Origin of the sequence: Curtobacterium sp. PhB115 (genome assembly GCF_003752025.1) — a bacterium.
GTDB lineage: Bacteria > Actinomycetota > Actinomycetes > Actinomycetales > Microbacteriaceae > Curtobacterium.
The window spans coordinates 142,834-159,818 of sequence record NZ_RJKR01000009.1; the positions used below are offsets into that span (position 1 = coordinate 142,834).

Below are 16,985 nucleotides of genomic sequence, written 5' to 3' on the forward strand. Positions count from 1 at the left end.
CGATCGCCCGGAACGCACGTGGTCCGGGCACGCTCCCCGGAGGAACCAACCCGTGACATCTCGCACCCGACAGGTCGTCCTCAGCGGCCTCGCGCTCCTCGGCACCGCCGCCGTCCTCGCTGGCTGCTCCGCAGCTCCGTCCGACACCGAGACCGCCAAGAAGACCGACTTCCGCCCCTGCATGGTCTCCGACGCCGGTGGCTTCGACGACAAGTCGTTCAACCAGCTCGGCTACGAGGGCATGAAGGACGCCGCCAAGGACCTCGGCGCCACCTACAAGGAGGCCGAGTCGAAGGACGCCACCGTCTACGACTCGAACATCGAGCAGCTCGTCGGTCAGAACTGCAACCTCATCGTGACCGTCGGCTTCAACCTCGCCGACGCCACGAAGAAGCAGGCCGCCGCGAACCCCGACACCGACTTCGCGATCATCGACGACAACTCGATCGACGCCAAGAACGTCAAGCCCATCACGTTCGACACCTCGCAGGCGGCGTTCCTCGCCGGCTACGCGGCCGCGTCGTACTCGAAGACCGGCGTCGTCGGCACCTTCGGCGGCATGCAGATCCCGACCGTCACCATCTTCATGGACGGCTTCGCGGACGGCGTGAAGTACTACAACGAGCAGAAGGACAAGAGCGTCAAGGTCGTCGGCTGGAACGTCGACACCGGCAAGGGCTCCTTCACCGGTGGCTTCGAGGCCGGCACGCAGGCGAAGTCGGTCGCGCAGACGCTGCTCGACCAGGACGCCGACGTGATCCTGCCCGTCGGTGGCCCGATCTACCAGTCCGCTGCTGAAGCGATCAAGGACGCCGACAACGGCTCCGTCCTGATCGGTGCGGACAGCGACCTCTACGAGGCCGACCCCCGCTACAAGGACATCGCCTTCACCTCGGTCGAGAAGGGCATGCGCCCGGCCGTGAAGGACGTCGTCGAGCAGGCTGCCGACGACAAGTTCTCGAAGACCCCGTACGTGGGCACGCTCGAGAACGACGGTGTCGGCATCGCGCCGTTCCACGACTACGAGTCGAAGGTCGACAAGGGCCTGCAGGGCGAGCTCGACGACATCAAGGCCGGCATCATCGACGGCTCGATCAAGGTCAAGACGCAGTCCTAACCCGATGAACGCGGGCGGGGGTTCCTCCCTCGCCCGCGTTCTCGTGCGCCCGCGTGGCGCGCGCGAGACAGAAATAGACTCCCGAACATGAAGCTCGAACTCCGCGGCATCACCAAGCGGTTCGGCGCCCTGGTCGCCAACGACCACATCTCGCTCACCGTCGAGCCAGGTGAGGTCCACTGCCTCCTCGGTGAGAACGGCGCCGGCAAGTCCACCCTGATGAACGTGCTCTACGGTCTGTACGACGCGGACGAGGGCGAGATCCTCCTCGACGACGTCGTCCAGGACTTCGACGGCCCCGGCGACGCCATGCGTGCCGGCATCGGCATGGTCCACCAGCACTTCATGCTCGTGCCCGTGTTCACCGTCGCCGAGAACGTCATGCTCGGGCAGGAGCAGACCACCTTCGGCGGGCGGCTCGACCTCGCCGGCGCCCGCAAGCGCGTGCAGGAGATCTCCGACCGGTTCGGGTTCGACGTCGACCCCGACGCCAAGGTCGAGGACCTCCCCGTCGGCGTGCAGCAGCGCGTCGAGATCATCAAGGCGCTGTCCCGCGACGCCTCCGTGCTGGTGTTCGACGAGCCGACGGCCGTCCTCACCCCGCAGGAGACCGACGAGCTGATGGGCATCATGCGCCAGCTCCGCGAGGCCGGCACCGCCATCGTCTTCATCACGCACAAGCTGCGCGAGGTCCGCGAGGTCGCCGACCGCATCACGGTGATCCGGCTCGGCAAGGTCGTCGGCGAGGCATCGCCCACGGCGACGAACAACGAGCTCGCCGCCCTGATGGTCGGCCGTGCCGTGTCGCTCGTCGTCGACAAGGAGCCGTCGTCCGGCGGCGAGGACGCCCTGGTCGTCGAGAACCTCACCGTCACCGACCCGTCCGGCATCGTGCTCGTCGACGACGTCTCGTTCACGGTCCGCCGCGGCGAGGTCCTCGCGATCGCCGGGGTCCAGGGCAACGGCCAGACCGAGCTCACCGAGGCGATCATCGGCCTCGAGCCCGCCCACGCCGGCCGGATCACCCTCGACGGCCAGGAACTCACCGGCCGGAGCGTCAAGCAGGTGCTCGACGCCGGCGTCGGCTTCGTCCCCGAGGACCGGAAGGAGGACGGGCTCGTCGGCGAGTTCACGATCGCCGAGAACCTCATGCTCGACCGGGCAGACCACGCCGAGTTCGTCCGCGCCGGCACGATCCGGTCCGCTGAGCGCGACGCGTTCGCCGACGAGAAGATCGCCGAGTTCGACATCCGCACCCCCGGCCGCACCACCGCGGCCGGCCGGCTCTCCGGCGGCAACCAGCAGAAGATCGTCCTCGCCCGCGAGCTGAGCCGCGACCTCCGCCTGTTCGTCGCCGCGCAGCCCACCCGTGGCATCGACGTCGGCTCGATCGAGTTCGTGCACAAGCGCATCGTCGCCACCCGCGACACCGGCGTCCCCGTCATCGTCGTCTCCACCGAGCTCGACGAGGTCGTGGCACTCGCCGACCGCATCGCCGTGATGTACCGCGGCGGCATCGTCGGCATCGTCCCCGCGACCACCCCCCGCGACGTCCTCGGCCTCATGATGGCCGGCGAACTCCCCGAAGGAACGGAGCTGGCAGCGTGACCGCGCAGGAACCAGACAAGACGCAGCAGCCAGCGAGCCCCGCGGCGGGTGCCGCCCCGATCACCGACGACCGTCTGCAGGAGGTCGAGTCCACCCCGCACCTCATGACGGACTCGGCGGAGGACACCGAGCGCCGCAACGGTGCGACCGGCGGCGACCGCTGGCACGCCGCGCTGCAGAGCATCCTGAACGGCTCCGTCCTCGTGACGGTCCTCGCGGTCGTCCTCGCGCTCGTCGCGTGCGGCATCCTCATCGCACTCACCGACGAGAACGTCCGCGCCACCGCCGGGTACTTCTTCGCCCGTCCCACCGACATGCTCCAGGCGATCGGCACTGCCGTGGGTGGTGCGTACGCCTCGCTGTTCCAGGGTTCGGTGTTCAACTTCGGCGCCGACACCTTCCAGCAGGCGATCAGCCCGCTCACCCGGTCGATCGACTACTCGGTGCCGCTCATCGCCGCCGGCCTCGGGATCGCGCTGTCGTTCCGCGCCGGCCTGTTCAACATCGGCGGCCAGGGCCAGATCCTGATGGGCGCCGCCGCGGCTGGCTGGGTCGGGTTCTCGTTCGACATGCCCGCCGCGATCCACATCCCGCTCACCATCGTCGCCGGCATCGTCGGCGGTGCGGTCTGGGGCGGGATCGTCGGTCTCCTCAAGGCCCGCACGGGTGCGAACGAGGTGGTCGTCACGATCATGCTCAACTACGTCGCGCTCTACCTGGTCAGCTACCTGCTCCGCACGCCCGGTCTGCTGCAGGCACCGGGGAGCAGCAACCCGATCTCGCCCGCCACGAAGGACAGCGCCCTGCTGCCGCAGCTCTTCGGCGTGCGGTACGGCGTGGACCTCGGCTTCATCGTCGCGATCCTCGCGGTCGTCGTCGTGTGGTGGCTCGTGAACAAGTCGTCGCTCGGCTTCCGGTTCCGCACGATCGGTGAGAACCCGCGTGCGGCCCGCGTCGCCGGCATGAGCGTGCCGTCCCTGACCATCTGGGTGATGCTCATCTCCGGTGCGCTCGTCGGCATCGCCGGTGCGTACCAGGTGCAGGGCGCGGTCACGACCGGCTTCACCTCGGGCATCGACGCCGGCATCGGCTTCGACGCGATCACCGTCGCGCTGCTCGGCCGCTCGAAGCCGTGGGGTGTGTTCTGGGCAGCGATCCTGTTCGGCGTGCTCAAGAACGGCGGCTACGCCATGCAGGCCGCCAACGGCATCCCGATCGACATCGTCGGCGTCATCCAGGCCCTCATCGTCCTCTTCATCGCGGCGCCGCCGCTCGTCCGCGCGATCTTCCGGATCCCGCAGCCGGGGGCCCGCAAGCGGACGAAGACGAGCAAGAACAGCAAGAAGGCGGTCGCCGCGTGAGCACCCTCAGCCCCACGGCGGCCCCCGCGTCGCCCCTCGCCGACCGTCCGGTCGAGACCACCCGCAGCTGGAAGCTGCCGATCGGGTACGCCGTCTTCACCGTGCTCGCGCTCGTGTTCTTCGTGGTCCTGCACCGCGCCGGCACGACGACGTTCCGGCTCGCCAACGCCGGTGACTTCTTCGCGCTGCCCGACGTCCCGCTGCCCGCTGCTGCGACCGGCTACGTCGTCGTGCTGCTCCTCGCCGTCGCCACGGTGTACGCGTTCATCGAGGTCCGGGCGTTCCGGACCGTGCCGCTCTGGGTCACGTCGGTGTTCGCGATCGTGTTCGTCGTCGGCTTCCTGACGTGGGCCGCCGCCGGTGCGACGATCCCGCTGCCCGGCCTGCTCGTCGGTGCCCTCGGCCTGAGCGTCCCGCTGGTGTTCGGTGCCCTCGGTGGCGTCATCTCGGAGCGGGTCGGCGTGGTCAACATCGCCATCGAGGGCCAGTTCCTCGCGGGTGCGTTCACCTCGGCGCTCATCGCCTCCCTGACGGGATCGGCGTGGGTCGGGCTCGTCGGTGCGCTCGTCGCCGGTGTCCTGGTGTCCTTCATCCTCGCGGCGTTCAGCATCAAGTACCTGGTCGACCAGGTCATCGTCGGTGTCGTCATCAACGCGTTCATCTCCGGGCTGACCGGCTTCCTGTACTCGCAGGTGCTGTCGCCGAACGAGGAGACGCTCAACATCGGCATCCGCTTCCCGCGGATCGAGATCCCGCTGCTCCACCAGATCCCGGTCATCGGTCCGGTGTTCTTCGAGCAGACCGTCGTCGTCTACCTGGCGTACATCGCGGTCGCGGTGGTCACCTTCGGCCTGTTCAAGACGCGTTGGGGCCTGCGCCTCCGCGCGGTCGGCGAGCACCCGCAGGCAGCCGACACGGTGGGCATCAACGTCACGAGCACCCGGTTCTGGAACGTCTCCCTCGCCGGTGCGATCGCCGGCCTCGGTGGTGCGTACTTCACGCTCGACGCGACCGGTGGCTTCACGAAGGACATGACCGCCGGAGCGGGCTACATCGCCCTCGCCGCCGTGATCTTCGGACGCTGGGACCCGATCAAGGCGACGCTCGCGGCGCTGCTGTTCGGCTTCGCGTCGAACCTGCAGAACACGCTCAGTGCGACGCAGTCGCCCGTGCCGAGCGAGTTCCTGCTGATGCTGCCCTACGTGGTGACGATCTTCGCGGTGGCCGGCCTGGTCGGGCAGTCGCGTGGTCCAGCGGCCTCCGGCAAGCCCTACATCAAGAACTAGCCGGGAGGCGCGGCACATGACCGAGACGCACGAAACAGGTGACCAGGCGGTCACCGCCACCGCCCCTGCGGACGCCGCCACGCGCCTCCCGTCCGATGTGGACTGGACCGCCCTGCGGACGGCCGCGACGGCCGCGATGCGGCACGCCTACGCGCCGTACTCGTCGTTCCCGGTGGGCGCCGCGGCGCTCACCGACGACGGTCGGATCGTGTCCGGCTGCAACGTCGAGAACGCCTCGTACGGGGTGACGCTCTGCGCCGAGTGCTCGCTCGTGTCGCAGCTGCACATGACCGGCGGCGGCAAGCTCGTCGCCTTCACGTGCGTCGACGGCGACGGGGCGACCCTCATGCCGTGCGGTCGCTGCCGGCAGCTGCTGTTCGAGCACTCCACCGAGGGCATGCTGCTCGAGACCGTCTCCGGCATCCGCACCATCGACGAGGTCCTGCCCGACGCCTTCGGGCCGCGCACCCTCGCCACCTACCAACAGGAGCACTGACATGGCCGTCGAGCCCTTCGACACCGTCGACCTCATCCGCACGAAGCGCTCGGGCGACGCCCTGGGAACCGCTGAGATCGACTGGCTCGTCGACGCCTACACGCGCGGCTACGTCGAGGACCCGCAGATGGCGGCGATGGCGATGGCGATCTTCCTGAACGGGATGGAGCGGCGCGAGATCAAGGACCTCACGCTCGCGATGATCGCGTCGGGGGAGCGGATGTCGTTCGGCTCGCTCGGCAAGACGACCGTCGACAAGCACTCCACCGGTGGCGTCGGCGACAAGATCACGCTGCCGCTCGCGCCCCTCGTGGCGTCGTTCGGCGTGGCTGTTCCGCAGCTGTCCGGGCGCGGGCTCGGCCACACCGGCGGCACGCTCGACAAGCTCGAGTCGATCCCGGGCTGGCAGGCGTCGCTGTCCAACTCGCGGATGATGGAGATCCTGTCCGACGTCGGTGCCGTGATCTGCGCGGCCGGGACGGGCCTGGCGCCGGCCGACAAGAAGCTCTACGCACTCCGGGACATCACCGGGACCGTCGAGTGCATCCCGCTCATCGCGTCGAGCATCATGTCGAAGAAGATCGCCGAGGGCACCGGTGCGCTCGTGCTCGACGTGAAGTTCGGTTCGGGTGCGTTCATGCCCTCGTACGAGGCGTCGAAGCAGCTCGCGCAGACGATGGTCGACCTCGGGAACGACGCCGGGGTCAAGACCTCGGCGCTGCTGACCGACATGGAGGTCCCCCTCGGGCTGACGATCGGCAACGCGCTCGAGGTGCGGGAGTCGGTTTCGGTCCTTGAGGGCGGGGGGCCGTCGGACGTCGTGGAACTGACGCTCGCGCTGGCTTCGGAGATGCTGACCCTCGCTGGCTTGCCGGACGCCGACCCGGCCGCGGCGCTGGCCGACGGTCGCGCGATGGACACCTGGCGCCGGATGATCCAGGCGCAGGGCGGGGACCCGGACGCGGCGCTGCCGGTCGCTCGTGAGCAGCACGTCGTCACCGCGTCGACGTCCGGCGTGCTCGTGCAGCAGGACGCGCTGCCGTTCGGCGTCTCGGCGTGGCGGCTCGGAGCCGGGCGTGCCCGTGCGCAGGACCCGGTGCAGGCCGGCGCCGGCATCGAGCTGCACGTCAAGCCAGGGGACACCGTCACCGAGGGGCAGCCGCTCTGGACGCTGCACTCCGACGACGGATCGCGGATCCCGCGGGCGCTCGAGTCGCTCGAAGGTGCGTGGTCGATCGGCTCATCCGACGCGGCCGTCCCGGCCCGCGGGCCGATCGTGCGGGAGCGCATCGCGGGCTGAACGCGACCGTCCGACCGACCGGAGGCTCTCCGCACACGTGTGGAGAGCCTCCAGTCTGGTCCTGTGTCTGTTGTGCACAGGTGCCTGCGCATGGTCGGTGACCACCGATAGCCTGGGTGCATGAGCGCCGACGCCCCGACCTACCGCCTGCCCGACGCCGGAGCGGTCATCAACGACCTGCCGAAGGTCTCGTTGCACGACCACCTCGACGGTGGGCTGCGTCCCGCGACGATCATCGAGCTCGCGGTCGACGCTGGTGTCACGCTGCCGACCACCGACGCGGCCGAGCTCGGTCAGTGGTTCGCGGACCAGTCGAACTCCGGCTCGCTCGTCGAGTACCTGAAGACCTTCGACGTCACCACCTCGGTGATGCAGACCGCCCCGCAGCTCACGCGCATCGCCCGTGAGTTCGTCGAGGACCTGGTCGCCGACGGCGTCGTCTACGGCGAGGTCCGCTGGGCGCCCGAGCAGCACCTGCAGGGTGGCCTGACGCTCGACCAGACGGTCGAAGCCGTCCAGGCCGGCATCGAAGCAGCCGTCGACGCCGCCGGTGGGCGCATCCGCGTCGGCCAGCTCGTCACCGCGATGCGGCACGCCGACCGGTCGCTCGAGATCGCCGAACTCGCCGTCCGCCACCGGGACAACGGGGTCGTCGGGTTCGACATCGCCGGTGCCGAGGCCGGGTTCCCCGCCTCGAACCACCGCGCTGCGTTCGACTACCTGGCCTCGGAACTCTTCCCCGTCACCGTCCACGCGGGCGAAGCCGACGGGCTCGCCTCGATCCGGTCCGCGCTCGTCGACGGCCGTGCGCTCCGCCTCGGCCACGGCGTCCGCATCTTCGAGGACGTCACCCTCTCCGACGCCGGCGACGGGTCGACCCTGGCTTCCCTGGGCGAGATCGCCTCGTGGGTCCGCGACCGCGAGATCCCGCTCGAGGTCTCGCCGTCCTCCAACCTGCAGACCGGCGCGATCGCGGCGTGGGGCGACGACCTCGCCGACCACCCGTTCGACGTGCTCTACCAGCTCGGCTTCCGGGTCACGGTGAACACCGACAACCGGCTCATGAGCGGCACCTCGCTGTCGAAGGAGCTCGCACTGCTCGCGGGCACGTTCGGCTACGACCTCGACGACCTCGCAGCGTTCCAGATCAACGCCGCGCTCGGCTCGTTCCTGCCGCTCGAGGACCGCGAGGAGATCATCGCCACCATCACGGCCGGGTACTCGGAGGCCTGACACATGGGACTGCCGCCGCTGCCGGACGCCGCCGTCACCCTCGGGGCGACCGCGCCTGCGTGGCGTGACGCGCTGCGACTGGCCGGTGGCGCGCTCGTCGCCTCAGGAGCCGCGACCGACGCCTACACGGACGCCATGATCGGCATGGTCGAGGAGCACGGTCCGTACATCGTGATCTCGCCGGGCCTCGCGTTCGCGCACGCCCGGCCGGGGCCCGCCGTGCTCCACGACGGGCTGTCCGTCGTGACCCTCGAGACTCCGGTGGCCTTCGGGCACCCGCACAACGACCCCGTGCGCGTCGTGCTCGGGCTCGCGGTCGCCGGGGTCGGCTCGCACCTCGAGTCGATCGGGGAGATCGCGAACCTGTTCAACGACCCGACCGTCACCGGACGGATCGCGGCGGCGACCACGGCGGACGAGGTCCGCACGATCATGGGGGTGTCCGCGTGAAGATCGTGACGATCTGCGGTGCCGGCATCGGTTCGAGCGGCATCCTCAAGGTGAACGCCGAGAAGGCCCTGACAGCGCTCGGGCTCGACGCGGCGGTCGTCGCGGCCGACGTTGCCTCGGTACGTGACGTGTCCGCCGACGCGAACGTGATCCTGACGAGCCAGGAGTTCGTCGAGGCGATCGGGGACACCTACGCCGAGGTGATCGTGATCCGGAACCACTTCGACCAGGGCGAGATCACGGCCGCGGTGGACCGGGCGCTGGGCGAGCACTGAGGCTGGTGCTGCGGCGGGTGCTGCGGCGGGTGCTGAGGCTGGTGCTGCGGCGGGTGCTGCGGCGGGTGCTGCGGCGGTTGCTGCCGCGCGCGCTGCGGGGCGTGCCCGCCCTTTAGAGTTGGGGCATGAGCACGGAGAACCCGCTGAACGACCCCGCCGCCGACCCGTTCGAGGTCGCGCGCGACGCCGCCGCCGTCATCGCCTCGAAGTCGGGCATCGAGCGGCACGACATCGCCCTGACCCTCGGCTCCGGCTGGGGCAAGGCCGCCGACATCATCGGTGAGACCGTGTCCGAGATCCCCGCGTCCGAGGTCCCCGGGTTCAGCGCCTCGGCGGTGCCCGGCCACTCCGGCACGATCCGGTCGATCCGCCTCGCCGACGGCCGCCACGCGCTCGTCATCGGCGCGCGCACGCACTACTACGAGGGCCACGGTGTCCGCCGGGTCGTGCACAGCGTCCGCACCGCCGCGGCGACCGGCGCCTCGATCATGGTGCTGACGAACGGTGCCGGTGGCATCAAGGAGCACTGGACGCCCGGCACCCCCGTGCTCATCAGCGACCACATCAACCTGACCGCCGACAGCCCGCTCGAGGGTGCGACGTTCATCGACCTGACGGACCTGTACTCGTCGCGGCTCCGTGCGATCGCGCGCGAGGTCGACCCGTCGCTCGACGAGGGCGTGTACACGCAGTTCCGCGGTCCGCACTACGAGACGCCGGCCGAGGTGCAGATGGCCAAGACCATCGGCGGCCACATCGTCGGCATGTCCACCGCGCTCGAGGCCATCGCCGCCCGCCAGGCCGGCATGGAGATCCTCGGGTTCTCGCTCATCACGAACCTCGCCGCAGGAATCCAGAAGACGCCGCTGTCGCACCTCGAGGTGCTCGAGGCCGGCAAGCAGGCCGAACCCGTGATCGCGGACCTCCTCGCACGCGTGGTGGCGGCACTCGGGCAGTCCGCCTCGTGAAGATCGACCTCGACCACGTGCTCGGGACCGCTCGGGCCTGGCTCGCGCAGGACCCTGACCCGGAGACCCGCGACGAGCTCGCCGCCGCGATCGATGCCGCTTCCGACGGCTCCGGTCCGGCCGTGCAGGCACTCGCCGCGCGCTTCGGCGGTCGCCTGCAGTTCGGCACCGCAGGACTCCGCGCCGAGCTCGGGTACGGTCCGCTGCGGATGAACCGGGTCGTGGTGACGCAGGCCGCGGCCGGGCTCGCTCGGTTCCTCATCGACACCGGCCGGTCGCGCAGCGTCGTCATCGGCTACGACGGCCGGGTGAACTCGGACGTGTTCGCCCGCGACTCCGCCGAGGTCATGCGCGGCCTCGGGCTCGACGTGACACTGCTGCCGTCGGCGCTCCCGACGCCGGTGCTCGCGTTCGCCGTCCGGCACCTCGACGTCGGGGCCGGGGTCATGGTGACGGCGAGCCACAACCCGCCGCGGGACAACGGCTACAAGGTCTACCTCGGGCAGGACGACGACGGTTCGCAGATCGTGCCGCCGGTCGACGGCTCGATCGCCGCGGCCATCGACGCCGTGGCTGCCGGGTCGATCACGGACCTGCCCCGCGCCACCGACTACACGGTCGCGACGTCCTCGCTGCTGGACGCCTACGTGTCCGCCACGGCCGCGACGGTGGACGCGCCGGCCCTGGCGCCGGAGGCCCAGCCGACGGTCGTCTACACGGCGATGCACGGTGTGGGGTGGGAGACCGCGCGTGCGGTGTTCGCCGCCGCCGGGTTCGCGTCACCGGCAGTGGTGCCGGAGCAGATCCACCCGGACGGGGCGTTCCCGACCGTGTCGTTCCCGAACCCCGAAGAGCCGGGCGCGATGGACCTGGCGATCGCCCGCGGCGTCGCGGTCGGTGCGGACCTCGTCATCGCGAACGACCCCGACGCCGACCGGCTCGCACTCGCGATCCCGAGCGGGGGCGGTTCCTACCGGCGCTTGTCCGGGAACGAGGTCGGCTGGCTGCTCGGCTGGCGTGCGGCCGCTCGTGCGTCGGAGGCCGGGCTGACCGGCACCCTGGCCGCGTCGATCGTCTCGTCACCCGCGCTGTCCCGGGTCGCGGCCCGGTACGGCCTGGAGTACCGGGACACCCTGACCGGCTTCAAGTGGGTCTCACGTGTGCCAGGGCTGCTCTTCGGCTACGAGGAAGCGCTCGGCTACCTGGTCGACCCGTCGGTCGTCCGTGACAAGGACGGCATCTCGGCGGCGCTGTCGCTGCTCTCGCTGGCGACGGACCTCGCTGCCGCGGGGTCGTCGATCGCCGGGCAGCTCGAGGCCTTCGCCGCCGAGTTCGGGGCGTTCGCCTCGGGCCAGGTCGCGACGCGCGTGGACGACCTCTCGCGGATCGGGCAGATCATGGAGTCGCTCCGGGCCGCGCCGCCGACCTCGCTCGGTGGGCTCGACGTGCTCACGACGACGGACTACCTCGGCGGGGTGGAGGGCTTCCCGCCCTCGGACATCCTGCGGTACGACCTGACCGGTGACGCGCGGGTGATCGTCCGCCCGAGCGGTACGGAGCCGAAGGTCAAGGTCTACATCGACACGGTGGCGGCGACCCCCGCCGAGGCCCAGCGCCTGGTCGACGCCCTGGCCGAGTCCGTCCGCCCCTTGGTCTCGTAGGGGCGCTGCCCGGCTCGTTCGCGTCGCGCTCCGCTCGTTCGCGCTCCGCTCGTGTTGCGCCCCACTGCGGGCATCGCGCCCCGACTCTTCGGGGCGCGATGCCCGCAACGAGGTGCGCTGCCCCATGGCCTGTCCACAGATCGCGCAGACCCCGCTCTCGATGGACCGTACGTCGCGATCATCGGAGCATGGAACACGAACCCATCTCGACCGTCGGCCTCGCGCAGGACCCCGGTCGTGCGTCGGCGATCCGTCGCGCAGCGGATGCCGGCGCCCTCGTCCGGGTGCACCGTGGCACGTACGTCGGGTCGGGCGAGTGGGCGTCGATGACGGGACGCGAACGACATCGCATGCTCGTGCGGAGTGTGCTCGCCGGAGGGAGGGGCTCGGTCGTCGTGTCACACCGGTCAGCGGTCGCCATGCTCGGACTTCCGTGGGTCGGGGCGCTCGGCGAGCGTGTCACGGTGACCGAGCCGTCGCGGGACCGGGGCCAGGTCAAGCGGTGCATCCAGCGCATCGGCAGCGCCGGCCGGCGACCGTCCTCCGTCGAGGTCGACGGTGTGGCCGTCACGACGTTGACCGAGACCGCGGTCGACGTCGCCCTTCGCGAACACCCGTGGCGTGCCATCGTCGTGCTCGACGCGGTCCTGCGGCGCGGCGTCGAGCGGGCGACGATCCTCGAAGCGCTCGGGGGTCGCCGTGCTCGCGGGCATCGACGCGCGCGGGAACTGGTCGAGCACGCGGATCCGCTCGCCGAGTCACCGGGGGAGAGCATCACACGGTGGGCTGCGCACGTGCTCGGCGCTCCGGACCCGGCCCTGCAGCAGGAGTTCCGGCACGACGGCCTGCTCCGCGACCGGGTGGACCTGTGGTTCGCGGAAGCCGGGGTGATCGTCGAGTTCGACGGCCGGGTGAAGTACGACGATCCGCGGCGAGGGCGGACAGCGGCAGACGCCCTGGTCGACGAGAAGCGCCGAGAGGACCGTCTCCGCCGCCGTCCTGAGGTCAACGGCTTCGCACGGGTGATGTGGTCGGACGCGATGCCCGCCGGGCAGCTCCCGCGGATCTTGCACGATGCCGGGGTGCCGCTCGGTCCGAACTGGGGTACTGCCTGGCGTCATGCCGCGAGCCGCGCCCTCTGACGGTCATCGCGCCCCGAAGAGTCGGGGCGCGATGACCACAGCGGGGCGCAGCTCGAGCGGACGCGCGGCTCGAGCGGACGCGCGGCTCGAGCGGACGCGCGGCTCGAGCGGACGCGCCGGCGCGCGCTGCGGCCCTACGCCAGCTCGAGCAGCACGTGACCGGACGAGATCGTCTGGCCGACGGGGGCGTTCAAGCCGGTGACGACGCCGTCCTTGTGGGCCTGCACGGGCTGCTCCATCTTCATGGCCTCGAGCACGACGAGCAGATCGCCCTTCACCACGGTGTCACCCTCGGCGACCGCGAGCTTCACCACGGTGGCCTGCATCGGCGACGCCACGGAGGAGCCGGACTTCGCCATGCCGCCGCGGACGGCCGACGAGCGGCGCTTCGGGGGAGCGGTCGGACCGGCGGGACGACGACCAGCACCGGCGCCGGCAGCACCTCCACCGACGATCGACGGCATGGTGACCTCGATGCGCTTGCCCTGCACCTCGACCACGACGGAGTCGCGCGCCCCGGGCTCCGGAAGCGACTCGGTGGTGCCGCTCCACGCCGGGATCTCGTTGACGAAGTCGGTCTCGATCCACTGCGTGTAGATGCTGAACGGCTCGTCGTCGGGGGTGGCGAACGCCGGGTCCGACACCACTGCACGGTGGAAGGGGAGCACGGTCGGCAGACCGGTGACCTCGAACTCAGCCAACGCACGACGCGAGCGCTCCAACGCCTCGGAGCGCGTCGCACCGGTGACGATGAGCTTCGCGAGCATCGAGTCGAACGATCCCGAGACGACGTCGCCGGACACGACGCCCGAGTCCACGCGGACACCGGGGCCGGACGGCGCGTTGAAGGCGTGCACGGGGCCGGGCGCTGGGAAGAAGTTGCGACCGGCGTCCTCGCCGTTGATGCGGAACTCGAACGAGTGGCCGCGGGGCGTCGGGTCGGAGTAGTCGAGCACGCCACCCTCGGCGATTCGGAACTGCTCGCGCACCAGGTCGATGCCGGTGACCTCTTCGGACACGCAGTGCTCGACCTGCAGGCGGGTGTTGACCTCGAGGAACGAGACCGTGCCGTCGGCGCCGATCAGGAATTCGCACGTGCCGGCGCCGACGTAGCCGACCTCGCGCAGGATCGCCTTCGACGACTCGTACAGGCGCTCCTGCTGGTCAGGCGTCAGGTACGGCGCCGGTGCTTCCTCGACGAGCTTCTGGTGGCGACGCTGCAGCGAGCAGTCGCGCGTCGAGACGACGACGACGTTGCCGTGCTGGTCGGCGAGGCACTGGGTCTCGACGTGGCGCGGCTTGTCGAGGTACTTCTCGACGAAGCACTCGCCCCGACCGAACGCCGCGATGGCTTCACGCGTCGCGGACTCGAAGAGCTCTTCCACGGACGAACGGTCGCGCACGACCTTCAGCCCGCGGCCGCCACCGCCGAACGCCGCCTTGATGGCGACGGGCAGCCCGACCTGGTCGACGAAGTCGAAGACCTCGGACACGTCCTGCACGGGCTCGATGGTGCCGGGGGCGAGCGGCGCGCCCACCTTCTCGGCGACGTGGCGCGCGGAGACCTTGTCGCCGAGGCGCTCGATCGAGTCGGGCGACGGGCCGATCCACGTCAGTCCGGCGTCGATGACGGCGCGGGCGAAGTCGGCGTTCTCGGCCAGGAACCCGTACCCGGGGTGCACGGCGTCCGCGCCGGAGCGACGGGCGACCGAGATGATCTTGTCGATGACGAGGTAGGTGTCGGCGCTCGTGGTGCCGTTCAGCGCGTAGGCCTCGTCAGCGAGGCGTGCGTGGAGGGCGTCACGGTCCTGGTCGGCGTAGACCGCGACCGATGCCTTGCCTGCGTCGCGGGCCGCGCGGATGATGCGGACGGCGATCTCGCCGCGGTTCGCGATGAGGACCTTGCTGATACGGGGCATGAGACATCAGCGTATTCGTGCGACGGGGGGACGAATTGACTGGCACCCACAAAGAACCATGTCGAAGAAGTGCGGATGTCTACAGTGACCAGAACTCGTGCCAGGCGATGCCGAAGCCCCGGAGCAGCATCGAACGGAGCACCGGCAGCGAGAGTCCGATGACGGCCGACGGCGCTCCGTCGATCCGGCTGATGTACGCGGCGGCGCGGCCGTCGATGGTGAACGCGCCGGCGACCTCGAGCGGTTCGCCGGTGGCGACGTACGCGTCGATCTCGTCGATGGACACGTCCTCGGCGAACGTCAGCACCGCGCTGTCGACCGCCACAACGCGGTCGCCAGCGGCGGCCAGCGCCGACCCACCGGGCGCGACGTCACCCAGCTCCGGCACGCCGGCGGGAGACGTGACCAGGGGCCGGACGGGAGGCGCGGTGCGGGCCGGTCCCGCGCCTCCAGGCCGTGGGGTGGTCGTGTCCAGGTCCCGGCGACGGTCGACGACGCAGTGTCCGCTCCACAGCGTGCCGCCGCCGGCGGCGAGCATCTGCCGCCAGCGCGCACGGGCGACGGCGGGGTCGTGGGGCTTGCCGTACAGGTGGCCGTCGACCTCGAAGGCGGAGTCGCCCCCGAACACGATGCCGTCGACGGGGGAGCCGGCGATCGAGGCGTCCGCGACCGCCGAGGCCTTCGCGACGGCGAGCAGGGAGACGAGTTCCGGGCCGGTCAGGGCACGACCGAGCGCCGAGGTGGTGGCGGCAGCGGCGGCGTCCTCGTCGACGCCGGGCGACACGAGCACCGGCTCGATCCCGGACTGGGCGAGGAGGGCTCGGCGGGCGGGGGATGTACTCGCGAGGTACAGACGCATGGGACCATCTCATCATGGGTGAATCCGTCGGCACGCTGCTCGAACTCGACGTCACCGGGATCGCCCACGGCGGCATCTCGGTGGCACGGCACGAAGGACGGGTGGTCTTCGTCTCCGACGCGATCCCCGGGGAGCGCGTCGTCGCCCGGGTGACCGAGGACCGCAAGAAGTCGTTCTGGCGCGCCGACACGGTCACTGTCGTCACCCCGAGCGAGCACCGCGTCGACCATGTCTGGGCCGAGGCCGCGCTCGATCGCGACCCGGAGACGCGCCCGGGCGGTGCCGAGTTCGGGCACATCGCCCTCGCGCACCAGCGCACGCTGAAGCACGACGTCCTCGTCGACTCGTTCTCGCGCTTCGCGCACACCGACCTGACGGAGGTCCTGGGATCGGACGTCGTCGTCGAGGCGGCGCCCGGCGACGACGCCGCGAACGGCCTCGGCTGGCGCACCCGCGTCCGGTTGCACGTGGACGAGGACGGCACCGCCGGTCCGTTCGCCGCGCGCTCGCACTCCGTCATCCCCGTCACCAGCCTGCCGCTCGCGAACGCCGCCGTGCAGCAGAGTGCGCCGCTCGGCCGTGGCGTGATGCCGGGCTCGTCGGTGGTCGACGTGCTCGCGCCGAGCGGCTCCGAGGGCGCGCGGCTCGTCATCGACGAACAGAAGCCGACCGTCGTCACCGAGGTCGTGGGGGAGCGCACCTTCGAGGTGGACGACAACGGCTTCTGGCAGGTGCACCACGCCGCCGCGTCCGTCCTGACCGGGGCCGTGCAGGACCTCGTCGACCGCGACCGACTCGACCCCGAGGGCACCCACCTGGACCTGTACGGCGGCGTCGGGCTGCTCGCCGCCGCGCTCGGCGACCTCGTCGGCCCGAAGGCGCGCATCACCAGCGTCGAGAGCGCCGCACGCGCCACCGAGCACGCGCAGGAGAACCTGGCCGAGTGGCTCGGTGCCCGTGCCGAGACCGGTCGGGTCGACCGCTGGCTCGCGACGACGGTGGCCAACGCCTCGCGTGCCGACAAGGACCGGTTCCGCGCCGGCACCGTCGTCCTCGACCCGCCCCGCGCCGGCGCCGGACGCCAGGTCGTCGAGCAGATCGCGGCGCTGCAGCCCGCGCAGGTCGTCTACGTGGCGTGTGACCCGGTGGCCCTGGCCCGCGACGTCGCCACCTTCGCGGACCTGGGGTACAAGCTCGAGGCGTTGCGGGCGTTCGACCTGTTCCCGCACACCCACCACATGGAGGCCGTCGCACGCCTGACGCCCTCGCGCTGACGCCGCCGCGGGCCGTCGGCGCCCTCGCGCCGAAGC

Annotated in this window: 15 protein-coding genes; 13 read left to right on the top strand and 2 right to left on the bottom strand. The window is 70.9% G+C overall.

The window, feature by feature from the left end; genetic code table 11:
* The first annotated feature begins 52 nt into the window (after nucleotides 1-52).
* The 12 genes from EDF19_RS13620 to EDF19_RS13680 all read left to right on the top strand — a co-directional run bounded on the left by EDF19_RS13620 (nucleotide 53) and on the right by EDF19_RS13680 (nucleotide 12,897).
* Complete coding sequence (locus tag EDF19_RS13620; protein WP_123681416.1) at nucleotides 53-1,117, top strand: BMP family protein; 1,065 nt, start codon at nucleotides 53-55, stop codon at nucleotides 1,115-1,117.
* Nucleotides 1,118-1,204: 87 nt separating this feature from the next.
* Complete coding sequence (locus EDF19_RS13625; protein ID WP_123681417.1) at nucleotides 1,205-2,725, top strand: ABC transporter ATP-binding protein; 1,521 nt, start codon at nucleotides 1,205-1,207, stop codon at nucleotides 2,723-2,725.
* The gene (locus EDF19_RS13630; RefSeq protein ID WP_185022854.1) at nucleotides 2,722-4,086 is read left to right on the top strand and encodes an ABC transporter permease; all 1,365 of its coding nucleotides are present in this window, start codon (nucleotides 2,722-2,724) and stop codon (nucleotides 4,084-4,086) included. Before EDF19_RS13625 ends, EDF19_RS13630 begins: the two co-directional genes overlap by 4 nt.
* Entirely contained in the window at nucleotides 4,083-5,372 is a 1,290-nt protein-coding gene (locus EDF19_RS13635) for an ABC transporter permease (RefSeq protein WP_123681418.1), read from the top strand. Before EDF19_RS13630 ends, EDF19_RS13635 begins: the two co-directional genes overlap by 4 nt.
* Nucleotides 5,373-5,388: 16 nt before the next feature.
* Nucleotides 5,389-5,868: a cytidine deaminase gene (locus tag EDF19_RS13640; protein WP_123681419.1), complete on the top strand. Its 480-nt coding sequence runs from the start codon at nucleotides 5,389-5,391 to the stop codon at nucleotides 5,866-5,868.
* Nucleotide 5,869: 1 nt separating this feature from the next.
* Nucleotides 5,870-7,168 (top strand): thymidine phosphorylase, encoded by a 1,299-nt coding sequence (locus EDF19_RS13645; protein ID WP_123681420.1) that lies wholly within the window; start codon nucleotides 5,870-5,872, stop codon nucleotides 7,166-7,168.
* A 120-nt stretch (nucleotides 7,169-7,288) separates the two neighbouring features.
* Nucleotides 7,289-8,401: an adenosine deaminase gene (locus EDF19_RS13650; protein ID WP_123681421.1), complete on the top strand. Its 1,113-nt coding sequence runs from the start codon at nucleotides 7,289-7,291 to the stop codon at nucleotides 8,399-8,401.
* Nucleotides 8,402-8,404: 3 nt separating this feature from the next.
* A complete protein-coding gene (locus EDF19_RS13655; RefSeq protein WP_123681422.1) occupies nucleotides 8,405-8,851 on the top strand; it encodes a PTS sugar transporter subunit IIA in 447 nt (148 codons plus the stop codon).
* Entirely contained in the window at nucleotides 8,848-9,126 is a 279-nt protein-coding gene (locus EDF19_RS13660) for a PTS sugar transporter subunit IIB (RefSeq protein ID WP_123681423.1), read from the top strand. Before EDF19_RS13655 ends, EDF19_RS13660 begins: the two co-directional genes overlap by 4 nt.
* Nucleotides 9,127-9,251: 125 nt before the next feature.
* On the top strand, nucleotides 9,252-10,094 hold the full coding sequence (locus tag EDF19_RS13670; protein WP_123681424.1) for a purine-nucleoside phosphorylase: 843 nt from the start codon (nucleotides 9,252-9,254) through the stop codon (nucleotides 10,092-10,094).
* Nucleotides 10,091-11,755, top strand: a complete 1,665-nt coding sequence (locus EDF19_RS13675) for a phospho-sugar mutase (RefSeq protein WP_123681425.1) — start codon at nucleotides 10,091-10,093, stop codon at nucleotides 11,753-11,755. The genes EDF19_RS13670 and EDF19_RS13675 overlap by 4 nt, the downstream gene beginning before the upstream one ends.
* A 188-nt stretch (nucleotides 11,756-11,943) precedes the next feature.
* Nucleotides 11,944-12,897 carry a hypothetical protein gene (locus EDF19_RS13680; protein ID WP_123681426.1) on the top strand — a complete coding sequence of 318 codons (954 nt, stop codon included), beginning with the start codon at nucleotides 11,944-11,946 and terminating at the stop codon, nucleotides 12,895-12,897.
* Between the two features lie 134 nt (nucleotides 12,898-13,031).
* On the opposite strand, the gene EDF19_RS13685 is transcribed toward EDF19_RS13680, so the two are convergent.
* Both EDF19_RS13685 and EDF19_RS13690 read right to left on the bottom strand, forming a co-directional pair.
* A complete protein-coding gene (locus EDF19_RS13685; protein ID WP_123681427.1) occupies nucleotides 13,032-14,816 on the bottom strand; it encodes a biotin carboxylase N-terminal domain-containing protein in 1,785 nt (594 codons plus the stop codon).
* A gap of 79 nt (nucleotides 14,817-14,895) precedes the next feature.
* Nucleotides 14,896-15,675, bottom strand: a complete 780-nt coding sequence (locus EDF19_RS13690) for a nucleoside triphosphate pyrophosphatase (RefSeq protein ID WP_123681428.1) — start codon at nucleotides 15,673-15,675, stop codon at nucleotides 14,896-14,898.
* A gap of 14 nt (nucleotides 15,676-15,689) precedes the next feature.
* Between EDF19_RS13690 and EDF19_RS13695 the strand changes: the two genes are divergently transcribed.
* Complete coding sequence (locus tag EDF19_RS13695) at nucleotides 15,690-16,949, top strand: class I SAM-dependent RNA methyltransferase (protein ID WP_123681429.1); 1,260 nt, start codon at nucleotides 15,690-15,692, stop codon at nucleotides 16,947-16,949.
* Nucleotides 16,950-16,985: the final 36 nt, after the last annotated feature.

Coding starts and splice junctions, on each gene's coding strand:
- EDF19_RS13655 (WP_123681422.1), top strand. CDS start 8,405: ATGGGACTGCCGCCGCTGCCGGACGCCGCCGTCACCCTCGGGGCGACC.
- EDF19_RS13625 (WP_123681417.1), top strand. CDS start 1,205: ATGAAGCTCGAACTCCGCGGCATCACCAAGCGGTTCGGCGCCCTGGTC.
- EDF19_RS13685 (WP_123681427.1), bottom strand. CDS start 14,816: ATGCCCCGTATCAGCAAGGTCCTCATCGCGAACCGCGGCGAGATCGCC.
- EDF19_RS13650 (WP_123681421.1), top strand. CDS start 7,289: ATGAGCGCCGACGCCCCGACCTACCGCCTGCCCGACGCCGGAGCGGTC.
- EDF19_RS13695 (WP_123681429.1), top strand. CDS start 15,690: ATGGGTGAATCCGTCGGCACGCTGCTCGAACTCGACGTCACCGGGATC.
- EDF19_RS13690 (WP_123681428.1), bottom strand. CDS start 15,675: ATGCGTCTGTACCTCGCGAGTACATCCCCCGCCCGCCGAGCCCTCCTC.
- EDF19_RS13640 (WP_123681419.1), top strand. CDS start 5,389: ATGACCGAGACGCACGAAACAGGTGACCAGGCGGTCACCGCCACCGCC.
- EDF19_RS13645 (WP_123681420.1), top strand. CDS start 5,870: ATGGCCGTCGAGCCCTTCGACACCGTCGACCTCATCCGCACGAAGCGC.
- EDF19_RS13680 (WP_123681426.1), top strand. CDS start 11,944: ATGGAACACGAACCCATCTCGACCGTCGGCCTCGCGCAGGACCCCGGT.
- EDF19_RS13670 (WP_123681424.1), top strand. CDS start 9,252: ATGAGCACGGAGAACCCGCTGAACGACCCCGCCGCCGACCCGTTCGAG.